Here is a 24,236-nt window from a genome sequence, read left to right on the forward strand (position 1 = left end):
GGGAGCGAGCCTGCTCGCGAAGCTTTTGCTTTTTCTTAAGAAACCCGATTCAAATCGTTATTGCGCGTCTCCTTCAGGCACAGCACAGCAATCAAGCTGAGCACCGCCGCCCCCGACACATACCCGCCGACATAACTCAATCCCCCCATCGCCACCAGTTTCTGCGCGAAGAACGGTGCTGCCGAAGCCCCGACGATCCCGCCCAGGTTGTAGGCCGCCGATGCGCCGGTATAACGCACGTGGGTCGGAAACAGCTCTGGCAGCAGCGCTCCCATCGGCGCAAAGGTTACGCCCATCAGAAACAGTTCGATGCACAGGAACAGCGCCACGCTCCAGGTCGAACCCTGGGTCAGCAGCGGCTCCATCAGGAAGCCGGACAGGATTGCCAGCACACCGCCGATGATCAGCACCGGTTTGCGCCCGTAACGGTCACTGGCCAAGGCTGAGAGCGGGGTGGCAGCGGCCATGAACAGCACCGCGAAACACAGCAGGCCGAGGAAGGTTTCGCGGCTGTAGCCGAGCGTCGCCACGCCGTAACTCAGGGAAAACACGGTCGAGATGTAGAACAGTGCATAGCACACCACCATCGAGCCAGCCCCCAGCAACACCGGTAACCAGTATTGGCTGAACAGCTCCACCAGCGGGATCTTCACCCGTTCCTGGCGCGCCATGGCGTTGGCGAACACCGGTGTTTCGTGGAGTTTAAGGCGCACGTACAGGCCGACCATCACCAGCGCGGCGCTGAGGAGGAAGGGAATCCGCCAGCCCCAAGAGCGGAACTGTTCGTCGTCCAGGGACATGGCCAGGGTCAGGAACAGGCCGTTAGCCGCGAGAAAGCCGATGGAGGGACCCAGTTGCGGGAACATGCCGAACCAGGCGCGTTTGCCCTTGGGCGCATTCTCCGTGGCGAGCAAGGCGGCGCCGCCCCATTCGCCGCCCAGTCCCAGGCCCTGACCGAAGCGCAGCACGCACAGCAGGATCGGTGCCCAGGCCCCAATGCTGTCGTAACCCGGGAGTACGCCAATCAGCGTGGTGCACACGCCCATCAGCAGCAGGGACGCGACGAGGGTCGATTTGCGGCCGATGCGGTCGCCAAAGTGCCCGAACAACGCCGAACCCAACGGTCGTGCAAGGAATGCGATGCCGAATGTGAGGAAGGCCGAGAGCATCTGCGCGGTGCCGGAGGTCTGTGGAAAGAACACCGGGCCAATCACCAGCGCGGCTGCGGTGGCATACACATAGAAGTCGTAGAACTCGATCGCCGTGCCGATGAAACTCGCGGTGGCCACGCGGGTGGCGGAGTTCACCGGTTGTGCGGGGGTGGAGTCGTTGTACGTCGTGCTGGTAGTCATGCGGTAATCCCTGACAGTCATGTGCCCCAGTGGAGCGAATTATTATGGTCGAATACCCAGGGATGTGGGTGAAGGCGCGGTCGCTGTTCCAGGTAGGAGCAGGCGTCGGTTGGTAGCGGACGTTTCTGATGGTCAGGCCGGAACTTGCGGTGTGCGGGGTAAGCACGGGGCGGCGAGGCTTGGGTAAGCGCCTCGATTATAGGAAGGTGGCTAACGATTCAACAAGTGCAAATCTAATGGGCGGGTAACGCAGTGGGAGCCGGGTTGGTGTGCCAGATCAGCACCCGAGTGACACGATTGTCTTCAGTCTCGAGAATTTCCAGGCGATAGCGGCCGATTTTCAGGCATACCGGACAATCCGGGATGGTTTCCAGCGCTTCGGTCACCAGGCCGTTCAGGGTTTTCGGGCCGTCGCTGGGCAGGTGCCAGCCGAGGCTCTTGTTCAGGTCGCGGATCGAGGCGGCACCGTCGATTACCAGGCGGCCATCGGCCTGTGGATGGATATGCGGGTTGTCCAGGCTCTGCTGGCTTTCGAATTCGCCGACGATTTCTTCGAGAATGTCTTCCAGGGTGACGATGCCCAGTACTTCACCGTATTCGTCGACCACCATGCCCAGACGCCGCTGCTGCTTGTGGAAATTCAGCAGTTGCAGTTGCAACGGGGTGCTTTCAGGGACGAAATACGGTTCGCGACAGGCCGCCAGCAACGCTTCCAGGGTCAGGCTGCCGTCGGGGAGCAAGTGGCCGATTTGCCGGGTATTGAGCACCGCTTCGACCTGGTTGATGTCGCTGTGGAACACCGGCAGGCGCGTGCGCTGGTTGTGGCGCAGTTGCTCGATGATTGTTTCGATCGGGTCGTCGAGGTTGATCCCGTCGACTTCGCTGCGCGGCACCAGAATGTCGTTGACCGTGATGTTGTCCAGCGCATGGATGCCGGGCAGCGGGTGCGGGCGGCTGACGGCATGCTCGTGATGGCCGCCGTGATGGCCGTAAGGGTCGTGCCGCTGCGGCGCAGGCTCGTCTTCGCTCTGTTGCACGACGTTGGCTTTGCGGGCGAACGGGCGCATCAGCAATTGGCTGATGGCGTTGAGCGGCCACGCCGCCGGGTAGATGAGCTTCAGGGGTATGGCCAGCAAGTTGTTGCCCAAGGCCAGGATCGCGTCCGGATGACGGGCGGCGAGGGCGCGGGGCAGGTAGTCGGCCAGGATCAATAGAAGGGCACCCGCGCCGAGACAGGCCAGCCACGGGCCGTTTTCGGCCCAGGTGAAAATCGCCAGCAAGGTACAGATGACCAGCACCAGGGCGCGGCACAGGGTATTGCAGAAAATCAGGCTGACGAGGGGGAAACTCAGCCGGGCCAACGGTTTGTCGCTTGCGCGCGAGGCTGTGCGCTGGGCCAGCAAATGCTGCTGCGCGGCTTCTATGGCAGTAAACAGGCCCGACCATAAGATCAGCAAGGCCACTACTGCAAGCATCGGCCCTATGGGCAAGTCGTCCATTATTGCCGCCCGTCAGATATGCAGGATGTATTCACGAACCAGCTTGCTGCCGAAATACGCCAGCATCAACAGGCAGAAACCGGCCAGGGTCCAGCGGATGGCCTTGTGCCCGCGCCAGCCAAGGCGGTTACGGCCCCAGAGCAGCACGCTGAAGACGATCCAGGCCAGGCAGGCCAGCAAGGTCTTGTGCACCAGGTGCTGGGCGAACAGGTTGTCGACAAACAGCCAGCCGGAGATCAGCGATAGCGACAGAAGCGTCCAGCCGGCCCAGAGGAAGCCGAACAGCAGGCTTTCCATGGTTTGCAGCGGCGGGAAGTTCTTGATCAACCCGGACGGGTGCTTGTGCTTGAGCTGATGATCCTGAAGCAGCAGCAGCAAGGACTGGAACACCGCGATGGTGAACATGCCGTAGGCGAGGATCGACAACAGGATGTGGGCGAGAATGCCTGGCGCTTCGTCGATGATCTGCACGGTGCCGGCGGGGGCGAACTGCGCCAGCAGCGCGGTCAACGCGCCCAGGGGGAACAGCAGCACCAACAGGTTCTCCACCGGAATCCGTGAGCAGGCCAGCAGCGTCAGGGCGATGACCGCGGCGGCGATCAGGCTGGCGGCGCTGAAAAAGTCCAGGCCCAGGCCAATCGGAGTCAGCAGGTGGGTCACCAGGCTGGCACTGTGGGCCAGCACCGCAAGCACGCCGAGCGTAACCAGCAGGCGCTTGTTGGCCTTGGCGCCGGTGGCCAGGCGAGTGCCTTGATAGATAGTCGCAGCGGCATATAAGCAGGCGGCGGCGAGGGTGGTCAGCAAACTGGGTGACAAGGGGAGCATAAGTCCTGTTAGGCAAGCCCGAAAGGCGCTGAGTTTGGCATAGAACCCACGCGACACGAAAGTGCGAGGTGTCCGCCAGACGCAGTCTTCGCTATAATCCGCGACCTGCCCACGCCGCAGGCTCGCCGAGCACAAGTTTAGTCCGGTCTGGGCCGCCATTATCCCGGTCTACACAGGGCCTGAAAGGATCGCGCAATGTTTGAAAACTTAACCGACCGTCTCTCGCAGACGCTGCGCCACGTCACCGGCAAGGCCAAGCTGACCGAGGACAACATCAAAGACACCCTGCGCGAAGTGCGCATGGCGTTGCTCGAAGCCGACGTCGCCCTGCCGGTGGTCAAGGACTTCGTCAATTCGGTCAAGGAACGCGCTGTCGGCACCGAGGTGTCGCGCAGCCTGACGCCAGGCCAGGCCTTCGTGAAAATCGTCCAGGCCGAACTCGAAAGCCTGATGGGCGCGGCCAACGAAGACCTGAACCTGAGCGCCGTGCCGCCAGCGGTCATTCTGATGGCCGGTTTGCAGGGTGCTGGTAAAACCACCACCGCCGGCAAACTTGCGCGCTTCCTTAAAGAGCGCAAGAAAAAGTCGGTCATGGTCGTGTCCGCGGACGTTTATCGTCCAGCGGCGATCAAACAGCTGGAAATGCTCGCGGGTGAAGTGGGTGTGACCTTCTTCCCGTCCGACCTGAGCCAGAAGCCGGTCGAGATCGCGCAAGCGGCTATTAAAGAAGCAAAACTCAAATTCATCGATGTGGTCATCGTCGATACCGCCGGTCGCCTGCACATCGATGAAGAGATGATGGGCGAGATCAAGGCGCTGCACGCCGCGATCAACCCGGTAGAAACGTTGTTCGTGGTCGACGCCATGACCGGCCAGGACGCCGCCAACACGGCCAAGGCCTTCGGCGATGCGCTGCCACTGACCGGCGTGATCCTGACCAAGGTCGACGGCGATGCCCGTGGCGGTGCCGCCCTGTCGGTGCGAGCCATCACTGGCAAGCCGATCAAGTTCATCGGTATGGGCGAGAAGAGCGAAGCGCTCGACCCGTTCCACCCTGAGCGTATCGCCTCGCGCATCCTCGGCATGGGCGACGTGCTCAGCCTGATCGAGCAGGCGGAAGCGACCCTCGACAAGGACAAGGCCGACAAGCTGGCCAAGAAGCTGAAGAAGGGCAAGGGCTTCGACCTCGAAGACTTCCGTGATCAGCTGCAACAGATGAAGAACATGGGCGGCCTCGGCGGCCTCATGGACAAACTGCCGAACATGGGCGGTGTTAACCTGGCGCAGATGGGCAACGCCCAGGGTGCGGCAGAAAAGCAGTTCAAGCAGATGGAAGCCATCATCAACTCCATGACCCCGGCCGAGCGCCGCGACCCTGAGATGATCAGCGGTTCGCGCAAGCGTCGTATCGCCATGGGCTCCGGCACCCAGGTGCAGGACATCGGTCGCTTGATCAAGCAGCACAAGCAGATGCAGAAGATGATGAAGAAATTCTCCACGAAAGGCGGAATGGCCAAGATGATGCGCGGCATGGGCGGTATGTTGCCCGGCGGCGGCATGCCGAAAATGTAAAGAATCCGCGCCGGTCATCGCGCCGGCGCAGACCCGCAAGGAAGCGGGATCTCCAGCAAACCCGCACTTGGCGGGAGCTGACTGGCCGTTTTCAACGACGGCTCTATAGCAAATCTTGATGGCGGCCGATAGGCAGCCGGAAAAAGTCATTTGCAAAAGTCCGGATATTCCTTAGAATATGCGGCCTTTCGGGCACCTATGCCCGCTGTGCCTTTAGATTTGCAGCACCGACTACAGGAACGATGTTCACATGCTAACAATCCGTCTTGCCCTTGGCGGCTCCAAAAAGCGCCCGTTTTACCACCTGACCGTAACCGACTCCCGCAACCCGCGTGACGGTTCGCACAAGGAACAGGTTGGTTTCTTCAACCCTGTTGCTCGTGGTCAAGAAGTTCGTCTGTCCGTGAACCAAGAGCGCGTAGCCTACTGGCTGAGCGTTGGTGCACAACCTTCTGAGCGCGTTGCTCAGTTGTTGAAGGAATCTGCTAAGGCTGCGGCCTGAGCAATATGAACGCGACGCCAGCTGTTGCTGATGATTTGATCGTTATCGGCAAGATTTACTCGGTTCACGGCGTTCGCGGCGAAGTGAAGGTGTATTCCTTTACTGATCCGATTAAGAACCTGCTGGAATACAAAACCTGGACGCTCAAGCGTGACGGTAATGTAAAGCAGGTAGAGCTGGTCAGCGGACGCGGGAACGACAAGTTCCTGGTCGCAAAGCTCAAGGGTCTTGATGATCGTGAAGAAGCTCGTCTTCTGGCCGGTTATGAGATCTGCGTGCCGCGCAACCTGTTCCCTGAACTGACCGACGGCGAGTACTACTGGTACCAGCTGGAAGGTCTCAAGGTCATCGACACCCTCGGACAATTGTTCGGGAAGATCGATCACCTGCTGGAGACCGGCTCGAATGATGTAATGGTGGTCAAGCCTTGCGCTGGCAGCCTGGATGATCGCGAACGCCTGTTGCCCTATACCGAGCAATGCGTGTTGGCCGTCGACCTGGTCGCAGGCGAGATGAAGGTGGATTGGGATGCGGACTTCTAAGCGTGGCTAATTTGCGCGTAGAAGTGATCAGTTTGTTTCCCGAGATGTTCTCCGCCATCAGCGAGTACGGCATCACCAGTCGGGCGGTGAAACAGGGGCTGTTGCAGCTCACCTGTTGGAACCCGCGAGACTACACGACGGATCGACATCACACTGTGGATGATCGCCCTTTTGGCGGTGGTCCGGGCATGGTGATGAAGATCAAGCCCCTGGAAGATGCTCTGGTTGAGGCCAAGGCAGTCGCCGGGGAGGGCGCGAAGGTTATTTACCTGTCCCCCCAAGGCCGTCAACTGACTCAGTCGGCGGTGCGCGAGTTGGCGAATCTGGATGCATTGATCCTGATTGCCGGCCGCTATGAAGGCATTGACGAGCGTTTTATTGATGCTCATGTCGATGAAGAGTGGTCGATTGGCGACTATGTACTGTCTGGCGGCGAGCTGCCGGCGATGGTCTTGATCGATGCGGTTACACGACTGCTGCCTGGAGCTTTAGGGCATGCGGACTCCGCCGAGGAAGATTCCTTTACGGATGGTTTGCTGGATTGCCCGCACTACACCCGACCGGAGGTGTATGCGGATCAGCGTGTTCCCGACGTATTGCTAAGTGGCAATCACGCGCACATCCGGCGTTGGCGTTTAAAGCAGTCCCTTGGTCGGACCTTTGAACGACGCGTCGATCTTCTGGAAAGCCGCTCGCTTTCTGGAGAAGAGAAGAAGCTGCTCGAGGAATACATCCGCGAGCGGGACGATAGTTAACAACGTATCGATGGTAGATCCGACGATTTACCTTAGGAGCACAGCATGACTAACAAAATCATCCTTGCACTCGAAGCAGAGCAGATGACCAAAGAGATCCCTACCTTTGCCCCGGGCGACACCATTGTCGTTCAGGTGAAAGTGAAGGAAGGCGACCGTTCGCGTCTGCAAGCGTTCGAAGGCGTTGTAATCGCCAAGCGTAACCGCGGCGTAAACAGTGCATTCACCGTGCGTAAAATCTCCAACGGTGTTGGCGTAGAGCGTACTTTCCAGACCTACTCCCCGCAAATCGACAGCATGGCTGTCAAGCGTCGCGGTGACGTACGTAAAGCCAAGCTGTACTACCTGCGTGACCTGTCGGGTAAAGCGGCTCGCATCAAGGAAAAACTGGCTTAAGTCCAGCTTCCGATGCAGAAAAAAGCAGCCTACGGGCTGCTTTTTTGTTGCCTGCGATTTATCTTCGTTGACCGTGTTGCCGGTCCTGCCTGAGCCTTTATGCCCGCCATCGATCATCCCCTGATAGACCAGTTCCTCGACGCCCTCTGGCTGGAAAAAGGCCTTTCCGACAACACCCGCGATGCCTATCGCAGCGACCTGGCACTGTTCAATGGCTGGCTGCAGGAAAAAGGCCTGGAGCTGAGCAACGCCGGACGCGAATTGATCCTCGATCACCTGGCCTGGCGCCTGGAGCAAAACTATAAGCCCCGTTCCACCGCAAGATTTCTCTCTGGCGTGCGTGGCTTCTATCGCTATTTGCTGCGGGAAAAGTTGATCGCTGTCGATCCGACGTTGCGCATCGATATGCCTCAGCTGGGTAGGCCGTTGCCCAAATCCTTGTCGGAAGCTGATGTGGAAGCACTGCTGAAAGCACCGGACCTGAGCGAAGCCATCGGCCAGCGCGACCGCGCCATGCTCGAAGTGCTTTACGCCTGCGGCCTGCGGGTGACGGAGCTGATCAGCCTGACACTGGAGCAGGTCAATCTGCGCCAGGGTGTGCTGCGAGTGATGGGCAAGGGCAGCAAAGAGCGGCTGGTGCCGATGGGCGAGGAGGCGATCGTCTGGGTCGAACGCTATCTGCGCGATGGTCGTGGTGAACTGCTCGGCGGCCGGCCCAGCGATGTGTTGTTCCCCAGCCAGCGCGGCGAGCAGATGACCCGCCAGACGTTCTGGCATCGGATCAAGCACCAGGCCAAGGTCGCCGGGATTGGCAAGTCGTTGTCGCCGCACACCTTGCGCCATGCCTTTGCCACGCATTTGCTTAACCACGGCGCTGATTTGCGAGTGGTGCAGATGCTGCTCGGCCACAGCGACCTGTCGACTACCCAAATCTATACCCACGTTGCGCGGGCGCGTTTGCAGGATTTGCATGCCAAACATCATCCCCGCGGCTAATGATGTCCCCTGTGGGAGCGAGCCTGCTCGCGAATGCGGTGGACCAGCCGAATCATCTTTGGCTGACACACCGCTTTCGCGAGCAGGCTCGCTCCCACAGAAAAGCGGTCTGCAATGCCTTGCATCACCGGGAGTCGGCCACACGAGCCTTATGTGGTAGGCTTTGCCGGTTTGCACGATGGGCGTTTATGACCCGGTGTTTCGGCACGGGCGTTCTGAGTGTCTCATTTGTCCGCCTTCAGGAGTTCTCATGCGTCTGACCCAGATTTTCGCCGCCGCCGCCATTGCGTTGGTCAGCACCTTTGCCGTCGCCGATGACGCGGCTGACAAAGCCATTCGTAAAAGCCTGGAAAACCTCCAGCTCGAAGTACCGGTAGAAAGCATCTCCGCCAGCCCTCTGCCAGGTCTGTACGAAGTCAAGCTTCAAGGCAGCCGTGTGCTCTACGCCAGCGCCGACGGCCAGTACGTGGTCCAGGGCTACATGTTCCAGCTCAAGGACGGCAAACCGGTCAACCTCACCGAGAAGACCGAGCGCCTGGGCGTTTCCAAACTGGTCAACGCAATCCCTGTCGCGGAAACCGTGGTTTACCCTGCCATCGGCGAAACCAAGTCGCACATCACCGTGTTCACCGACACAACCTGCCCGTACTGCCACAAACTGCACGCCGAAGTGCCTGAGCTGAACAAGCGCGGCATCGAAGTGCGTTACGTTGCGTTCCCGCGCCAGGGCCTGGGTTCGCCGGGTGACGAGCAACTGCAGGCGGTCTGGTGCTCGAAAGACAAGAAAGCGGCCATGGACAAGATGGTCGACGGCAAGGAAATCAAGGCCGCCAAGTGCGATAACCCGGTGTCCAAGCAGTTCGCCCTCGGCCAGTCGATTGGCGTGAACGGCACACCGGCCATCGTTTTGGCGGACGGTCAGGTGATTCCGGGCTACCAGCCGGCGCCACAAGTCGCCAAACTGGCGCTGAGTGCCAAGTAATTCGCGTCGTTCATTGACGAGCGTGGTCCGGCGGCAGTTCCAGCCGGGCCATCAATAGAGAGCCGCGAGTATGCGGCTGTTTTCACGGCCGGCCTTGAGTCGGCCGTTTTATGGGGAGTTCACAGTGAAACCGGTCAAAGTAGGCATCTGTGGGTTAGGGACCGTCGGTGGCGGTACCTTCAACGTACTTCAGCGCAACGCCGAGGAAATTGCTCGTCGTGCCGGGCGTGGAATCGAAGTGGCACAAATTGCCATGCGCACGCCAAAGCCTCAGTTCCAAACGACCGGTATTGCGATTACCACCGATGTCTTCGAAGTGGCCACGAACCCTGAGATCGACATCGTCATAGAGCTGATGGGCGGCTACACCGTTGCCCGCGAGCTGGTACTCAAGGCCATCGAGAATGGCAAGCATGTGGTCACCGCGAACAAGGCGCTTATCGCCGTTCACGGTAATGAAATTTTCGCCAAGGCACGCGAGAAGGGCGTGATTGTTGCGTTCGAAGCGGCCGTGGCCGGCGGCATTCCGGTGATCAAGGCGATCCGTGAAGGCCTGTCCGCCAACCGCATCAACTGGGTGGCCGGCATCATCAACGGCACCGGCAACTTCATTCTCACCGAGATGCGCGAGAAAGGCCGGACCTTCGAAGACGTGTTGGCCGAAGCGCAAGCCCTGGGTTACGCCGAAGCCGATCCGACCTTTGACGTTGAGGGTATCGATGCGGCGCACAAGCTGACGATTCTGGCCTCCATCGCCTTCGGCATCCCGCTGCAGTTCGACAAGGCCTACACTGAAGGCATCACCAAGCTGACCACCGCTGACGTGAACTACGCCGAAGCGCTGGGTTACCGCATCAAGCACCTGGGCGTGGCGCGCAGCACCGCGGCGGGTATCGAACTGCGCGTGCACCCGACGCTGATCCCGGCCGATCGCCTGATCGCCAACGTCAACGGCGTGATGAACGCGGTGATGGTCAACGGCGACGCCGCCGGTTCGACCTTGTTCTACGGTGCGGGTGCCGGCATGGAGCCGACCGCTTCGTCGGTGATTGCCGACCTGGTAGACGTGGTTCGCGCCATGACCTCGGACCCGGAAAACCGCGTTCCGCACCTGGCCTTCCAGCCGGATTCGCTGTCGGCGCACCCGATCCTGCCGATCGATGCCTGCGAAAGCGCGTACTACCTGCGAATCCAGGCCAAGGACCATCCGGGCGTCCTGGCCCAAGTGGCCAGCATCCTGTCCGAGCGCGGCATCAACATCGAGTCGATCATGCAGAAGGAAGCCGAGGAGCACGATGGCCTGGTACCGATGATCCTGCTGACCCACCGCGTGGTGGAGCAGCGTATCAACGATGCGATCGCCGCTTTGGAAGCCTTGGCGGGTGTGGTCGGTCCGGTTGTACGGATCCGTGTCGAGCACCTGAACTAAGCCGTTATCGTTTACCGGGCTCCGTGACTGGCGCCCGGCATTGCGAACACTGTCCCAATGGAGTCAGTCATGCGTTACATCAGTACCCGCGGCCAGGCACCGGCCCTGAATTTCGAAGACGTCCTGCTGGCAGGCCTTGCCACCGACGGCGGTCTGTACGTCCCGGAAAACCTGCCACGTTTCACCCAGGAAGAAATCGCTTCCTGGGCCGGCCTGCCGTATCACGAGCTGGCCTTCCGCGTCATGCGCCCGTTCGTTACCGGCAGCATTCCGGATGCCGATTTCAAAAAGATTCTTGAAGAAACCTACGGTGTGTTCGCGCACAGCGCCGTTGCGCCACTGCGTCAGCTGAACGGCAACGAATGGGTGCTGGAGCTGTTCCACGGCCCGACCCTGGCGTTCAAGGACTTCGCCCTGCAGCTGCTCGGTCGCCTGCTCGACTACGTGCTGGAAAAGCGCGGCGAGCGCGTGGTGATCGTCGGCGCCACTTCCGGCGATACCGGCTCGGCGGCCATCGAAGGCTGCAAGCACTGCGAAAACGTCGACATCTTCATCCTGCACCCGCACAACCGTGTCTCCGAAGTGCAGCGTCGGCAGATGACCACCATTTTCGGTGAGAACATCCACAACATCGCCATCGAAGGCAACTTCGATGACTGCCAGGAAATGGTCAAGGCGAGCTTCGCCGACCAGGGCTTCCTCAAGGGCACACGCCTGGTGGCGGTAAACTCGATCAACTGGGCGCGGATCATGGCCCAGATCGTCTACTACTTCCACGCGGCCCTGCAGTTGGGCGGTCCGGCGCGCTCGGTGGCGTTCTCGGTGCCAACCGGTAACTTCGGCGACATCTTCGCCGGTTACCTGGCACGCAACATGGGCCTGCCGATCAACCAGTTGATCGTCGCCACCAACCGCAATGACATCCTGCACCGCTTCATGAGCGGTAACCAGTACGTCAAGGAAACTCTGCACGCGACCCTGTCGCCGTCGATGGACATCATGGTGTCCTCGAACTTCGAACGCCTGCTGTTCGACCTGCACGGTCGCAACGGCTTGGCGATTGCCGGTCTGATGGACAGCTTCAAGCAGGGCGGCGGCTTCAGCGTCGAGCAGGAGCGCTGGACTGAAGCGCGCAAACTGTTCGACTCGCTGGCCGTGGACGATGCGCAAACATGCGAAACCATCGCCGAGGTCTTCGAACAGACCGGTGAAGTGCTGGACCCGCACACCGCGATCGGCGTCAAGGCCGCTCGGGAATGCCGTCGCAGCCTGGATATCCCGATGGTGATTCTGGGCACGGCCCATCCGGTCAAATTCCCCGACGCCGTGGAAAAAGCCGGTGTAGGAAAAGCCCTCGAGCTCCCTGCACATCTTTCTGATTTGTTCGAAAGAGACGAACGCTGCACCGTATTGCCGAATGACCTCAAGGCCGTGCAGGCCTTTGTCAGTCAGCATGGCAACCGCGGTAAGCCTTTGTAACAGGCAAACCTTGTCACACAAGAAAGCCCGTCTCCTGACGGGCTTTCTTGTTTGTGCATGCCACACTTGCCAGCAGGAGTCGCCCATGGAAACCGGCGAACTGATCACCAAGGACGTGGCAATGCTGGTTTACAGAAGATCAAGGCCCGCTGCATGCTGGCTGGTTTTGCTCAGTACGCTGGGCGTCATGGCTCAGTGGGTATTGGCTGCGCCTCATCCGGTTCATGAACCCGCAAAGGCGGTCGCCGGTGTCCGGATCGCGCTGGATGCCAAGGAATTAAAATGGATTGCCGAGCACCCGCCCGTCAAGGTGGCGTCGCTGGAGTACCCGCGGTATCTGTTCAAGAATGAGCATGGCCAGTGGAACGGCCTGAACCGGGATATGCTCGATCGGATCAGCGCCATGACCGGTTTGCGCTTTGTCCATGTCGAGTCGTTCTCCACCGAGCAGATGCTTGAACGCCTGGAGCGCGCAGAGGCGGACATGAGCACCACGCTGGCAATGAATGACGAGCGTAAGGTGTTCCTGGATTTCAGCCATTCCTTTGGCGGCTCTGGCTGGGTGTTTGTCGGGCGGGCCGGGGCACCGCAGGTCGAGTCCCTGCAGCAGTTGGCCAAACGCGTGCTGGTACTGCCGACCCGGCATGCGCTGGAGGCGGTGATTCGTCGTGACTACCCCTCCATCGAGTTGCGTTCGGTCAAAACCTACGATGAAGCCCGCGCGCTGGTGGAAAGCGGTGAGGCCCATGCCACCATCGACAGCGAAACAGGCGCACGACTCTTTCCCTCCGGCCAGCTTCAGGTCGGGCAAGTCGTGGAAGGCCAGTGGGACCCGGATTACCTGACGGTGCGCAAAGGTCAATCGCAGCTGTTGAGCATCCTCAACAAGGCCCTCGAGGCTTTTCCTCCCGCTGAACTACGCGCTCTGCGCTCGAAGTGGCTCAATGGCGCTACCCCGGCCCCGACAGCCTGGCAACGATTTGCCCCATGGGCTGGCTGGGGCCTGTTGGCCGCCAGCCTGTTCGCTTTGCTGTCGCTACTCTGGAGCCGCCGCCTGGCGGTGTTGATCCGACAGCGGCAGGAGGCCGAACAGGCCTTGGGCGATCAACTCGCCTTCCAGCACGCGTTGATCGACGCCATGCCCGATCCGCTGTTCGTGCGTGATCTCCAGGGGCGCTTGATCCTGTGCAACAAGCGTTATGAGGAGAGCCTGTCGACCCGTTTCGAGCGGATCCAGGGGCGGCAATTGATCGAGCTCGACCTGCTGCCCAAAGCCACCGCCGAACTGTTGCATGACGAGTTCATGGCCCAGCTGGGAACGCGTAAACCACGCTTTTGCGAGCGGCAATTGCTGTTCAATACAGGCCCCAGGGCGATCTACCAGTGGACGGTACCGTTCTATGGTGCGGACGGCCAACTGCGAGGTTTGCTGGGTGGCTGGAGTGATATTCGTCGGCGAACCGGGCAGGCGTGAGGCTGTTGTTTTTTCCCTGTCATCTTCCGCGTGCATGCTCTATCGACCGCAGGCGCAGGCTCACCTGCTCTCGGTCTTCAGAACTTTCTACTCGGGCCAGCGGTCATTTACTGTAGACACGCCCCAGGCACTTTGTTTTCGGACTATTGAGTGGTGATCGGATGGAAAGTATCAGTCTCTTGCTCGGTGAGGCTCTGAGCCCGTATCAGGTGACGGTGACCCCGTCAGGCATGCATGGCGAATGCCGGGTGACCTTGAAGAATGCAATCGGCGCCATAGTGGTCGATCGCGCGTTCAATCAGGCGCAGTTGACCGACAGGCGCCAGCTGACGGACGTCGTCGACGGCTTGCACCGCGACGTACTGATTGCTGAAGGACGCCTGGAACCCTGTGTCATAGCGGCGTTGCGCAATGCGGCACAGGACAAGCTGCTGGCCAGCCGAAACTGAATTGTCTTTTGTGGGAACCTTCCTGCATCCGCATCAGTCAGAACTATTAACAGCAGGATCAAGCATTGTGCTCCGGTGCTTGTCGCTTGCTGTTACTGGTCCTTGAAAAGACCACGTTTAACCCCGAGTCGTCTCCCCACTTCTCGGGGTTTCTTTTTGCCCGGCAATTGTCAGTAGCCGTTCTGCTGCTCGAAAAACTCCCGGGCCGCTTGCAGGTAGTCGCTGCGACTTTGCGGGTCGAGCCACCTGGCGTATGCCTCGCTCAACTGCTCTCGGGGCAGGGCACGCAGCAGTTGGTTGATCTCGATGATAGCCTGGCGGCCCTGGGGCGTATTGGTGCAGCCGATGTAGCCGGACAGGTATTTGCCGGTTCCACGAATCGGATAGAAATGCAGTTCCTCTTCAGCGATTCCTTGTTGCTGGGCCTGATAGCGAATTTCCGGACGATAGCCCAGCAGCAATTGCAGGCGTCCCAGGCGTTGCATCTGCAACAGGCTGCCCAAGGCGTCGTTGCCGTAATGAAGCGTCAACACCTTGCCCGGCGCCTGTTTGAGCAAGGCGTCGAGATATTCGCCATAGTTGCGTTCGGCAACAATGCCCAGCGTCACTGTGCCGGTGGCCAACAGGGCGGCCAGGTCCACCTCGCCATCCTTGAGGAAAGGCGTCAGTACTTCCCGATCGATGCGCCGCACGGCCAGGCCATTACTCATGGCGCGAAAGACCGGCAGGGAAAAGGCGATCCAGCTTTCGCGCTCCTTGCTCCAGTTCAGCGCCGCATCGCAGGTGAGGGCTGGTTCGTGAAGCATTTGCAAGCCACGGGCACGATTGACCTTCAATACACTGTGGCGGTACTGCGGCATGCCGGCGATCAGTTGCCGGAGCAATTGATCGATGACCCCCTGGCCTTTTTCCGGACCGTCGAAAATGAACAGCGGCGGTAGATCGCGTTTCAGCCAGACCAGGGTTTCCTTGGGCTGCGCCGACACCGGCGAGGCCAGCGTAATAATCAGGACCAGGCTCGCCAACGCGCCCAGGCGCCGCCCGGCCAACAACAGTCGCCGCCCGGCCAAAAACAGGCGCCGCCCGTCCAGCAACAGGCCGGGCGTGATAAGTCGCGCAAACAGACGCTTGAGCTCAGATGGCTCCGTCTTTGCGCAACTGTGTGATCTGCGACGCGTCATAGCCAAGTTCCTGGAGTACCTGGGCGTTGTGCTCACCCAGTTGCGGCCCGACCCATTCACAATCACCGGGTGTCTCTGAGAGTTTCGGCACGATCCCTGGCATCTTGAAGTCCCTGCCATCGGGCAGCTTGGCCTGCAGGAACATTTCCCGGGCGAGGTACTGAGGATCGCTGAACATGTCTTCGGCGCTGAAGATCCGGCTGGCCGGTACGTCGGCCTGATTCAAGCGCTCGATAACAGTGTCCAGGGGCAACGAATTGACCCAGCGATCAATGACCCCGTAAATTTCGTCGCGACGGCTGTCCCGGCCGTCATTACTGGCCAGCATCGGATCGTTGGCCAGGTCTTCCCGTCCGATGATCAGCATGAAACGCTTGAAGATCGCATCGCCATTGGCGCCGATCTGCACATGTTTGCCATCGGCACTGGTATGGATCGAAGAGGGCGTGATGCCCGGCATGATGTTGCCGGTGCGTTCGCGGATGAAGCCGAACACGTCGAACTCCGGCACCATGCTTTCCATCATGGCGAAGATCGCCTCGTACAGCGCCACGTCCACCACTTGCCCCTCACCGCCATTGACCTCGCGGTGACGCAGGGCCATCAGTGCACCGATCACGCCCCACAGCGCGGCAATCGAATCACCGATGGAAATCCCGGTACGCACCGGTGGCCGGTCCTCGAACCCGGTGATGTAGCGCAGGCCGCCCATGGATTCGCCAACCGCGCCAAACCCGGGCTGATCCTTCATCGGGCCGGTCTGGCCGAAACCCGAGAGCCGCACCATGACCAGCTTTGGATTCAAGGCATGCAGGACGTCCCAGCCCAGGCCGAGCTTTTCCAGCACGCCGGGGCGGAAGTTTTCGATCAGGATGTCCGCTTCACTGAGCAGTTTCTTCAGGATCGCCAGGCCGTCCGGATGCTTCAGGTTCAGCGTCAGCGATTTTTTATTGCGTGCCTGAACGAACCACCACAGCGAGGTGCCCTCGTACAACTTGCGCCATTTGCGCAATGGATCGCCACCGTCCGGAGATTCGACCTTGACCACATCGGCACCGAATTCCGCGCAAATGCGCGAGGCAAACGGGCCGGCGATCAAGGTACCCAGTTCGATGACTTTCAGGCCTGAGAGCGGTTTGGCAGAGGACGGCATGCGGCTTCCTGTAGGACAAAGTTTGAGCGAGAACAGAGTTTTAACATAGCCGATTGTCAGGCGCCCAAGGTAGATCGCCTTCTATTCGTTGATTGGTGGCTGCATCGGTTAGACTTGCCGCCTTTCCACGTATCAAGAAGCCCGTTCATGGCCCAGCCGTCCACGACCTACAAGTTTGAACTGAACCTCACCGACCTCGATCGCAGTGTCTACGAGTCCGTCAAGCAGACCATCGCCCGCCACCCTTCGGAAACCGAAGAGCGCATGACCGTGCGCCTGTTGGCCTACGCCCTCTGGTACAACGAGCAGCTGTCGTTTGGCCGTGGCCTGTCGGACGTGGATGAACCGGCCCTGTGGGAAAAGAGCCTGGATGACCGTGTCCTGCACTGGATCGAAGTCGGCCAGCCGGACGCCGATCGCCTGACCTGGTGCTCGCGCCGCACCGAACGCACCAGCCTGCTGGCCTACGGCAGCCTGCGTGTCTGGGAAGGCAAGGTGATCCCGGCGATCAAGAACCTGAAAAACGTCAACATCGCGGCGGTACCTCAGGAAGTCCTGGAAACCCTGGCCAAAGACATGCCCCGCGTCATCAAGTGGGACGTGATGATCAGCGAAGGGACGATTTTCGTCACCGACGACCGCGGCCAGCATGAAGTCCAGTTGCAGTGGCTGTTGGGCGAACGCGGCTGATCAGTCGCAGCTTGACCGTTTTTTTCCTACGTATTGAAGAGAAGCCCCTGTCACCCCATGCGCATCGAACCTCGCCTGCTGCCCGACACCCTGCCATTTCTCGGTGATATTCCACCGCTGCTGACCCGGCTGTATGCAGCGCGGGGCGTGCAATCCGAAGCCGAACTGGACAAAAGCCTGGCGCGTCTGATTCCGTTCCAGCAGCTCAAGGGCATCGAGGCGGCGGTGGATTTGCTGGTGACTGCGCTCGAACAGCGTCAGCGGATCCTGATCGTTGGCGACTTCGATGCCGATGGCGCGACAGCCAGTACCGTGGGCACATTGGGCTTGCGCCTGTTGGGTGCGGCGCACGTCGACTATCTGGTGCCCAACCGATTTGACTACGGCTACGGTCTGACCCCGGAAATCGTCGCGGTGGCGCTGGAGCGTCAGCCTCAGTTGCTGATTACCGTGGACAACGGCATTTCCAGTGTCGAAGGCGTGGCTGCGGCGAAAAAGGCCGGACTCAACGTGTTGGTCACCGACCACCATTTGCCGGGCGATGAACTGCCGCTGGCCGACGCCATCGTCAATCCGAACCAGCCCGGTTGCACGTTCCCGAGCAAGGCACTGGCCGGCGTCGGGGTGATTTTCTATGTGCTGATGGCCTTGCGCGCGCGTTTGCGCGAACTCGGCTGGTATGCGAGCAAGCCGCAGCCGAACATCGGCGAATTGCTCGATCTGGTGGCGCTGGGCAGCGTGGCCGACGTGGTGCCGCTGGATGCCAATAACCGGATCCTGGTGCATCAGGGCCTGGAACGGATACGTGCCGGACGTGCCCGGCCGGGGATCAAGGCGATTCTTGAAGTGGCCAAGCGTGACCATGCGCGCATCACCTCCACCGACCTGGGGTTTATTGTCGGCCCACGCCTCAACGCCGCCGGGCGACTTGATGACATGAGCCTGGGCATCGAATGCCTGCTGACCGAAGACGCGGCGCTGGCGCGTGAGATGGCGGCGCAACTGGACGGGATGAACCAGGACCGTAAATCCATCGAGCAGGGCATGCAGCGTGAAGCGCTGGCCCAGCTCAAGGATTTGCCGGTGGAATCGATGCCATTTGGTTTGTGCCTGTTCGATCCCGAGTGGCACCAGGGGGTCATAGGCATCCTCGCGTCGCGCATGAAAGAGCGTTATTTCCGTCCGACCATCGCCTTTGCCGATGCCGGCGACGGGTTGCTCAAGGGCTCGGGGCGTTCGGTCCAGGGCTTTCATATTCGCGACGCCCTTAGCGTGGTGGCGGCGCAGCATCCGAACCTGATCACCAAGTACGGCGGCCATGCCATGGCCGCTGGCCTGACGCTGCCGGAGGCGAATTTTCCATTGTTCGCCGAGGCTTTTGACGCCGAGGTCCGTCGTCAATTGCGCGACGAAGACTTGACCGGGCGCCTGTTGTCGGACGGCACCCTGGCGGTCGAGGAGTTTCACCTGGAACTGGCCCGTGCCTTGCGCCATGCCGGCCCTTGGGGGCAACACTTCCCGGAGCCGCTGTTTCATGGGGTGTTTCAACTGGTCGAGCAGCGTGTCGTCGGCGAACGGCACCTCAAGGTGGTGCTCAGGAGCGAGTGCGGTTCGGTCAAGCTCGACGGCATTGCCTTCGGGATCGACCGCGAGGTCTGGCCGAACCCGACCATCAAGTGGGTGGAATTGGCTTACAAACTTGATGTCAACGAGTTTCGTGGGAACGAGACCGTACAGCTGATGATTGCCCACATCGAACCGCGTTGAGCTCATCGCCTGTAGGAGCCAGGCTTGCCGGCGAACCAGACGCTACGGTGCGTCTGTCGTACCGCGTAATCGTTCTTCGCGGGCAAGCCTCGCTCCTACAGGCGAAGGCGATTTCCTTCACGCCGAATCTCTCTGAATCCTCCACCATCCCCCGATGTCGACTAGGCTCTAAACACTGCTTGATTATCCTTGTGACGTCTTGTCAATTTTTTGCCCGCGGGGGCGGGTGCTGCATCCCTTTCATGTCACTCGTCGACTATTCAAACAGAACCCTGGAGCCTGCCCACTGATTTGAGAGGTGCCCCATGAGTCTGCTGCTTGAACCCTACACCCTTCGTCAATTGACCCTGCTCAACCGCATCGCGGTGTCGCCAATGTGCCAGTATTCGAGTGTCGATGGCTTGGCCAATGACTGGCACCTGGTCCACCTCGGCAGCCGCGCTGTCGGCGGCGCGGGACTGGTATTTACCGAAGCCACGGCGGTCACGGCCGACGGGCGAATCACGGACCAGGATCTTGGCCTGTGGAACGATGAACAGATCGAACCCTTGCAACGCATCACTCGCTTCATAGCCGCTCAGGGCGCCGTCGCCGGCATCCAGCTGGCCCACGCGGGGCGCAAGGCCAGTACCTATCGACCCTGGCTCGGCAAGCATGGCAGCGTAAAGATCGACGAGGGCGGCTGGTTGCCGGTTGGCCCATCACCGATCGCCTTTGACCCACAGCACACACAACCCAAGCAGCTCGACGAAGGCGAGATCGCTGACGTCATTCAGGCCTTTGTCGACTCGGCGAAGCGCGCTTTGACCGCCGGTTTCAAGGTGGTCGAAGTGCACGCGGCCCATGGCTATTTGCTGCACCAGTTTCTTTCGCCCCTGAGTAATCAGCGGCGTGATCAGTACGGCGGTTCCTTCGAAAACCGCATTCGCCTGGTGTTACAAGTGACCGAAGCGGTGCGCAAGGTCTGGCCGGAAGAATTGCCGCTGTTCGTGCGGGTGTCCGCCACCGATTGGGTGGAGGATGGCTGGAACCCGGATGAAACCGTCGAGCTGGCGCGACGCCTGAAAAACCTGGGCGTGGACCTGATCGACGTTTCGTCAGGCGGCACCGCAGTCAACGCGGAAATCCCCACAGGCCCGGGTTATCAGACCCGTTTCGCCGAACGTGTGCGCAAGGAGTCAGGCATCGCCACCGGTACCGTAGGAATGATCACCGAGCCCGCACAGGCCGAGCATATCCTGCGCACCTGTCAGGCCGACATCATCTTCCTCGCTCGCGAGCTGTTGCGAGATCCTTATTGGGCGTTGCATGCCGACGATGACCTGGGTGGGCGCAAAGCCATATGGCCAGCGCAATATCACCGCGCAACCCACCGTGAACAGCCTGTTCATGAGTCGGATTTGCGTGACTGAGTGAGGCTTCAAAGCAAAAAGCCCCGGTCGATGACCGTAATGCTGTTCACTTTGGGTTGAATGGCTCCAGGTGCGTATTTGGTTTGGGTGTATATCCATTGTTGCGGTAACGGCCACCTAAGGTTTCGCTTTTACAGCGAGTCACTTGGAAAAGCCTGTAGGAGCGAGCATGCTCCGGGCGGCGTTCCGACGATGGAGGCCAACGATGACGCGGGGAGCCTGACACCCCGTGGTGCTCTCAGGTTTTTCGTCGGAACGCCGCCCGGAGCATGCTCGCTCCTACAGAGCCCGCCGCGATGGGCCATCCTTGGCCCAGCGCGGCTAAACCGGCATTCATGCCGGTTTACCCACTGCGCAGAACCGAAACGAAGCCTCTCGATGGGGCAAGAAAATCAAAAGCCAAAACAAGAGCGAGGCGGCCTTATAGCCCACCTGATTACAGGCTAGTCCGCGATCCCATTGTGGGAGCGAGCCTGCTCGCGATGGACGTCCAGACAACGCGTTCATCCAGACAGGGCGCGTTATCGTTGGCGACCATCGCGAGCAGGCTCGCTCCCACAGGGGATCAGGTACAGCCGCAAAGGTCAGGTCGGCTGTCAGGCCGCCTCGCTTTTTTTTTGATCTGGGCGCCCCGTTAAACCACGATGGCCGAACGCAGGCATTGCGCAGTGGGGAAACCGGCAGGACGCCGGTTTAGCCGCGCGGGGTCAGGGATGGCCCATCGCGGCGACCCACGGAGCAATGCCTTCGTTACGGCATGCCGAGCCTAAGCGAGGCACCGAGTGGTGGGGCAAGAGCGCTTTGGTTACTTTCGACTGGGCCGGCTTCCGGATTTTCGAAAGTGCCTCGCCGTAAGGGCGAAACCATAAGTGGCCGTTACCGCAGCAACGGATATCTCCCCAATTCAGTTCTTAAATACAACCCCATGCTTAAGTGAACAGCATTGCGGTCGATGACCGGGGCCTTGTTTTTCCGTCAGGTGTACTTGCGCTTGTCCGGTGCAGGAGGGAAGTACTGGTACAACCAGGTTTCACTCAGGGTCCGGTCATTGGTGCGGATGAACAGGCGTAGCTCTACTGGCTCGACACTGTCGTTGGTCGGGTACCAGTCAAAGGTGATGCGGTAGCCCTTGATGTCATCGAGCACCAGCACGTTGAAGTCCTTGACCTGGCCGTTCGAACAGGTGACCACCGGCTCTATCCCGGCGCCTACAGGCAAGCGATCCAGGCCACCACCGGTGAAGTCCACTGCGAAGCGACGGGCCCAGACCTCCGGATAATGCTCGCCCGGCGCCCAGCCTTCGATGAAACCGCCCATGCCCGAACGGGTCGCGTTAACCCGTGCCAGCGGCGTGCCGACGGGCGGCAGGGCGCTCCAGTAGAGTCTGTAGCCGTAGTTCAGCGAGTCGCCGGCCGCGACCGGTTTTTTCGGGGTCCAGAAGGCAACGATGTTATCGAGGGTCTCGCCGGTGGTAGGAATTTCCAGCAGATCGATAGAGCCTTCGCCCCAGGCGGTCGTAGGTTCCACCCACAGGCTCGGGCGTCGGCTGTACCAATCGACCGTGTCCTGATAACTGGCGAACTCGTGATCGGTCTGCACCAGGCCGAAACCTTTCGGGTCCTTGTCGGTGAAGGCGTTGAATTGCAGGGTGGCCGGGTTGTTCAGCGGGCGGCAGATCCATTCGCCGTTGCCACGCCACATCGCCAGGCGATCGGAGTCGTGGATCTGCGGGTGAATGGTGTCGCACATGCGGCGCTCGTGGGTGCCGCAGCTGAACATGCTGGTCATCGGCGCGATGCCCAGTTGTTCGATGGCGGTGCGCGCGTTGACATGGGCGTCGACCTCCATGACCACGCGCTCGGCCTGACAATCGATGTCAAAACGATAGGCGCCGGTGGCGCTCGGCGAGTCGAGCAAGGCGTAGACCACGAAGCGCGTGCTGTCCTTGTCTGGCGTCTCGAACCAGAATTTGGTGAAGTCGGGGAATTCTTCGCGCTTCTTCGCATAGGTGTCGATCGCCAGGCCGCGGGCCGACAAGCCGTACTGGCCAGTGGCGTCTACCGCGCGGAAATAACTGGCGCCGAGGAAAGACACCACGTCGTGTTTGTCCAGTTCCGGCGCCTTGAACAGCTTGAACCCGGAAAAGCCCAGGTCGCCCTTGAGCTGCTGGGTATCGACTGAAGTATTTTCATAGTTGAACAACGACGGGCGGAAATGTACTTCTCGGGCCATGTGGGTCTTGGGATCGACGCTGTACATGCGCACCGGCTGGCGGAAACCCATGCCGACATGGAAAAACTGCACATCCAGCTGACCATTCAAGTCATTCCACAACGAATGCTTGCCGTCATAACGGATCGCGTTGAAATTCTGCGGCGTCATGGTCGCCAGGGTGGGCGGCAGCACCTGCTTGGTATCCTGGTAGCGGTTGCTGGCCAGTTGCTTGGCCTGGACCTTCAGCGCTTCGAAGTCGAACGCCTGGGCCTCGCCATCCGCCGTGCCATTGCTTGCCCAGGCACGGGCAGCGAGCAGGCCAGTGGCCGACAAACCGGTGTAGGCCGCGATGGCCATGGAGGCTTTGAGCAAATTCCTGCGATACATAAGTACAACCCGTCGTGAACGATCCCGCGCCGTTCCTGGCACTGCTGGATCAAAAATATCGGTTCGGACATGCCTTCGGCCAAACGCAACTGACTTTAAACAGATAACGAATAGCTTAAACCGTTCGGTTGTGCAGAAAAAATGATTGATGGCGTGACGATGGCGCGGCAATGAAACAAGACATGTCGGTTAACGTTTCCGACAGCGGGTTCTGATTTATAGGGCATTTCTGCTTTTTTCGACTAATTACTCTAAAAAGCGCTTTTCAGCGCCCGGATAGTTTCTATTCTATGGGCATGACCGGTTTCTGCCCTTCGGGCCGGTGGCTTCAGTGGGCACAGGGTGGCTGCTGAAAAGGGGTAGGGCGATGCGGTTTCTGAAGTTTTCTTTGACGTAGAGAAGGACATCGTCCATGTCGAAAGTACAAGGCATCACCGAAATCCTGGGAATCTTTCCGTGCCTATCCACTGGCCGGCGAAGACGTCGGCTAAATAGCGAGGAGATGAAGTTGGTGGAGCGCTATCGGGAGCTGTCGGAGAGTGACCGCATTGCGATGCGTTATCTGGTGGATGCGATGCGCAGTGTTTCGCGGTTTTGAGCAGGTAAATCAAAGGGGCAGACTGTGAGGGCTGCCCCTTTTTTATCCGTTCGATTTATCCCTTCAGCTGCAAGTGCCAGCGATTGGGAAGGGGCGCTGCACCTGCATCAACTCAGGCATGTCGCGCCATTTGATCCAGGCGTGATGTTGGTAATGCAGCAAAGACACCGTGATGCCGGCCCAATTCAACGAACTCAGGCTCGGCAAGTTTTCCAACGCCGCTGTCTGCGCATTTCGCAGCATCGGAAAAACCTCGTGACTCAACCATTGCCTCAAATGGCGGTTTTCCGGAATGAAGTGGTGAACCAGCAACGCGTACACCCCTGATTCGCTGACCATCAGGGATTCGAGGGTTTTGCCATCTTTGCGCAACCACACATGGCGACGTTGATCCGGATCGAGCTTTTGGATGAGCCGTTCGTTCAGCGGTTTGCCCATCAGACGGCCCAGATCCTGGACGCAGAACCAGGCTTGATGGTCCTGCATGAAGGCGTGAAGGAAACGGTTGTGGCGGGTGAAGATGGTTGGGGTGAAGCAGGAATGAGTTTCAGACGGATTTGATGCGGGCTTGTGCATGTTTCG

At 59.9% G+C, this 24,236-nt stretch carries 22 protein-coding genes; 15 read left to right on the forward strand and 7 right to left on the reverse strand.

What is annotated here, in order from left to right; genetic code table 11:
- Positions 1–35 precede the first annotated feature (35 nt).
- The 3 genes from ACA054_RS05340 to ACA054_RS05350 form a co-directional block, all read right to left on the reverse strand.
- Positions 36–1,352, reverse strand: coding sequence for an MFS transporter (locus ACA054_RS05340; protein WP_497688495.1), 1,317 nt, complete (start codon positions 1,350–1,352; stop codon positions 36–38).
- 233 nt (positions 1,353–1,585) lie between these two features.
- Positions 1,586–2,851, reverse strand: a complete 1,266-nt coding sequence (locus ACA054_RS05345) for a transporter associated domain-containing protein (protein WP_497688496.1) — start codon at positions 2,849–2,851, stop codon at positions 1,586–1,588.
- 12 nt (positions 2,852–2,863) lie between these two features.
- Positions 2,864–3,676 carry a cytochrome C assembly family protein gene (locus ACA054_RS05350; protein ID WP_497688497.1) on the reverse strand — a complete coding sequence of 271 codons (813 nt, stop codon included), beginning with the start codon at positions 3,674–3,676 and terminating at the stop codon, positions 2,864–2,866.
- A 195-nt stretch (positions 3,677–3,871) separates the two neighbouring features.
- Here ACA054_RS05350 and ffh point away from each other — a divergent pair, with 195 nt between their 5' ends.
- From ffh to ACA054_RS05405, 11 genes are all read left to right on the forward strand, one after another.
- Positions 3,872–5,248, forward strand: coding sequence for a signal recognition particle protein (gene ffh / locus ACA054_RS05355; RefSeq protein WP_497688498.1), 1,377 nt, complete (start codon positions 3,872–3,874; stop codon positions 5,246–5,248).
- 250 nt (positions 5,249–5,498) lie between these two features.
- Complete coding sequence (gene rpsP, locus ACA054_RS05360) at positions 5,499–5,750, forward strand: 30S ribosomal protein S16 (RefSeq protein WP_003198088.1); 252 nt, start codon at positions 5,499–5,501, stop codon at positions 5,748–5,750.
- Between the two features lie 5 nt (positions 5,751–5,755).
- Positions 5,756–6,292, forward strand: coding sequence for a ribosome maturation factor RimM (gene rimM, locus ACA054_RS05365; protein ID WP_046820360.1), 537 nt, complete (start codon positions 5,756–5,758; stop codon positions 6,290–6,292).
- 2 nt (positions 6,293–6,294) lie between these two features.
- Positions 6,295–7,047: a tRNA (guanosine(37)-N1)-methyltransferase TrmD gene (gene trmD / locus ACA054_RS05370; RefSeq protein ID WP_008057805.1), complete on the forward strand. Its 753-nt coding sequence runs from the start codon at positions 6,295–6,297 to the stop codon at positions 7,045–7,047.
- Between the two features lie 45 nt (positions 7,048–7,092).
- Complete coding sequence (gene rplS, locus ACA054_RS05375) at positions 7,093–7,443, forward strand: 50S ribosomal protein L19 (RefSeq protein ID WP_003175895.1); 351 nt, start codon at positions 7,093–7,095, stop codon at positions 7,441–7,443.
- Between the two features lie 99 nt (positions 7,444–7,542).
- Positions 7,543–8,439 carry a site-specific tyrosine recombinase XerD gene (gene xerD, locus ACA054_RS05380; protein ID WP_497688499.1) on the forward strand — a complete coding sequence of 299 codons (897 nt, stop codon included), beginning with the start codon at positions 7,543–7,545 and terminating at the stop codon, positions 8,437–8,439.
- 250 nt (positions 8,440–8,689) lie between these two features.
- Complete coding sequence (gene dsbC / locus ACA054_RS05385) at positions 8,690–9,421, forward strand: bifunctional protein-disulfide isomerase/oxidoreductase DsbC (RefSeq protein ID WP_008057812.1); 732 nt, start codon at positions 8,690–8,692, stop codon at positions 9,419–9,421.
- 124 nt (positions 9,422–9,545) lie between these two features.
- A complete protein-coding gene (locus ACA054_RS05390; protein ID WP_046820355.1) occupies positions 9,546–10,850 on the forward strand; it encodes a homoserine dehydrogenase in 1,305 nt (434 codons plus the stop codon).
- A 69-nt stretch (positions 10,851–10,919) separates the two neighbouring features.
- Positions 10,920–12,329: a threonine synthase gene (thrC, locus tag ACA054_RS05395; protein ID WP_497688500.1), complete on the forward strand. Its 1,410-nt coding sequence runs from the start codon at positions 10,920–10,922 to the stop codon at positions 12,327–12,329.
- 121 nt (positions 12,330–12,450) lie between these two features.
- On the forward strand, positions 12,451–13,803 hold the full coding sequence (locus ACA054_RS05400; protein WP_497690247.1) for a transporter substrate-binding domain-containing protein: 1,353 nt from the start codon (positions 12,451–12,453) through the stop codon (positions 13,801–13,803).
- Positions 13,804–13,964: 161 nt separating this feature from the next.
- Positions 13,965–14,252: a DUF3509 domain-containing protein gene (locus tag ACA054_RS05405; protein WP_497688501.1), complete on the forward strand. Its 288-nt coding sequence runs from the start codon at positions 13,965–13,967 to the stop codon at positions 14,250–14,252.
- Between the two features lie 170 nt (positions 14,253–14,422).
- Here the strand turns inward: ACA054_RS05405 and ACA054_RS05410 are convergent, their stop codons facing one another.
- Both ACA054_RS05410 and ACA054_RS05415 read right to left on the reverse strand, forming a co-directional pair.
- Positions 14,423–15,433 (reverse strand): TIGR02285 family protein, encoded by a 1,011-nt coding sequence (locus tag ACA054_RS05410; RefSeq protein WP_497688502.1) that lies wholly within the window; start codon positions 15,431–15,433, stop codon positions 14,423–14,425.
- Positions 15,387–16,586, reverse strand: a complete 1,200-nt coding sequence (locus ACA054_RS05415) for a CaiB/BaiF CoA transferase family protein (RefSeq protein WP_497688503.1) — start codon at positions 16,584–16,586, stop codon at positions 15,387–15,389. Before ACA054_RS05415 ends, ACA054_RS05410 begins: the two co-directional genes overlap by 47 nt.
- 147 nt (positions 16,587–16,733) lie before the next feature.
- Between ACA054_RS05415 and ACA054_RS05420 the strand changes: the two genes are divergently transcribed.
- From ACA054_RS05420 to ACA054_RS05430, 3 genes are all read left to right on the forward strand, one after another.
- Complete coding sequence (locus ACA054_RS05420) at positions 16,734–17,276, forward strand: YaeQ family protein (protein WP_008057823.1); 543 nt, start codon at positions 16,734–16,736, stop codon at positions 17,274–17,276.
- 57 nt (positions 17,277–17,333) lie between these two features.
- Positions 17,334–19,043: a single-stranded-DNA-specific exonuclease RecJ gene (gene recJ, locus ACA054_RS05425; RefSeq protein WP_497688504.1), complete on the forward strand. Its 1,710-nt coding sequence runs from the start codon at positions 17,334–17,336 to the stop codon at positions 19,041–19,043.
- Between the two features lie 305 nt (positions 19,044–19,348).
- Positions 19,349–20,455 carry an NADH:flavin oxidoreductase/NADH oxidase gene (locus ACA054_RS05430; protein ID WP_497688505.1) on the forward strand — a complete coding sequence of 369 codons (1,107 nt, stop codon included), beginning with the start codon at positions 19,349–19,351 and terminating at the stop codon, positions 20,453–20,455.
- Between the two features lie 975 nt (positions 20,456–21,430).
- Here ACA054_RS05430 and ACA054_RS05435 read toward each other — a convergent pair.
- Positions 21,431–23,056: a glucan biosynthesis protein D gene (locus tag ACA054_RS05435; RefSeq protein ID WP_497688506.1), complete on the reverse strand. Its 1,626-nt coding sequence runs from the start codon at positions 23,054–23,056 to the stop codon at positions 21,431–21,433.
- 412 nt (positions 23,057–23,468) lie between these two features.
- On the opposite strand from ACA054_RS05435, the gene ACA054_RS05440 reads away from it, so the two are divergent.
- A complete protein-coding gene (locus ACA054_RS05440) occupies positions 23,469–23,654 on the forward strand; it encodes a hypothetical protein (RefSeq protein WP_090453315.1) in 186 nt (61 codons plus the stop codon).
- A 63-nt stretch (positions 23,655–23,717) separates the two neighbouring features.
- On the opposite strand, the gene ACA054_RS05445 is transcribed toward ACA054_RS05440, so the two are convergent.
- Positions 23,718–24,230, reverse strand: coding sequence for a BRO-N domain-containing protein (locus ACA054_RS05445; RefSeq protein ID WP_497688507.1), 513 nt, complete (start codon positions 24,228–24,230; stop codon positions 23,718–23,720).
- Between the last annotated feature and the right edge of the window lie 6 nt (positions 24,231–24,236).

It is taken from the genome of Pseudomonas sp. LBUM1653, from assembly GCF_059716115.1.